The following is a 1,081-nucleotide window of genomic DNA, read 5'->3' on the forward strand; positions in this document are numbered from 1 at the left end:
AGTATCTTATGCAAAACTAAATAATCGAACACAAATTGATGTCATTAACCAAAATACGGGCGCTCGCTTAATTCATGGGTCAACTAAAGTTGATATTGACCCGATCATTACATATTTAGGGGTAGGCTACAGATTTTAATTTTTTAATCATTTGAAGCAGTATCCTGAAGATGAATTCAATAAATTAAAATCTTTGGGATACTTTCTCATTTTACATTTCTTTGTGAACACTACAAAAAAGTCTATAAATCTATGCTGATCGTAATATTGATAGCCAGTATTTATAAGCTAATCAATTAAAACTGTATGAGGTGAGATATGACTAAAATTATCGCTACCCTAGGTTTAGCAGCAATCGTTTCGCTTTCTGTGGCGGCTTGCCAAGGTGAGAATGATACTAAACAGCAAGATAAAACCACGACTCCACACTCAATGGATAAAGACTCCTAATTTTTATAAATTTTAAAGCCTATCGTTAGATGGGCTTTAAAATAACTTTGCTGTGTCTTGCTATTCCTAGCTATTGTTAGGGATCAAACTAATCTTGCGTTAATAAGACAGCCCTAAAGAAAAAATATGAATCTTCTTTTATATGTGCCACTTGGTTTCCATAGCTTGCATTGAATTGCATACGGTTTTATATGGCATGTACTTAAAGCCACTTTGATAAAATAACTCATTATGGCCATTACCATAAATTTCGGCTGTAAAATTTAAAGAGCTGATAAGTTAAGTTTAATGACACTCACTTTTGAATAGCGAAGAAATAACTTACAAATCCAAACGCTACTCATCAAATCTATACATAAAGTTAAATTTAATAAAAATTATCTTTCTTATAATAATTTAAAAATAATTTTGAGGACTAAAAATGAAAAAAATCATTAAAATTTTATTATTATCTAGTTTGATTTCATCTATACCATTATCTGTAGTTGCTAAAAATGTTGAGACTAAAGTAAGCTTTTTAAAAGGTTCTTCTCAAATTACGTTAACCGGAAAGTTTCAAGGTTATGATGATGTAAGATATCGAATTTTTGCAAAAAGTGGACAGATTTTAAAATTTAATATTAATAGTTAT

1 protein-coding gene and 2 pseudogenes are annotated in these 1,081 nt (G+C 29.7%); all 3 read left to right on the top strand.

Translation table 11 applies throughout. The annotated features are described in order from the left end of the window. A pseudogene (locus VXQ92_RS20580) lies at window positions 1–139 on the top strand (OmpW family protein); the annotation flags it as partial. Between the two features lie 179 nt (window positions 140–318). Further along, window positions 319–450: a hypothetical protein gene (locus VXQ92_RS20585; RefSeq protein ID WP_000161254.1), complete on the top strand. Its 132-nt coding sequence runs from the start codon at window positions 319–321 to the stop codon at window positions 448–450. A 421-nt stretch (window positions 451–871) separates the two neighbouring features. Then, window positions 872–1,081 (top strand): annotated as a pseudogene (locus VXQ92_RS20590) (DNA breaking-rejoining protein); the annotation flags it as partial.

It is taken from the genome of Acinetobacter sp. 228 (genome assembly GCF_048147885.1).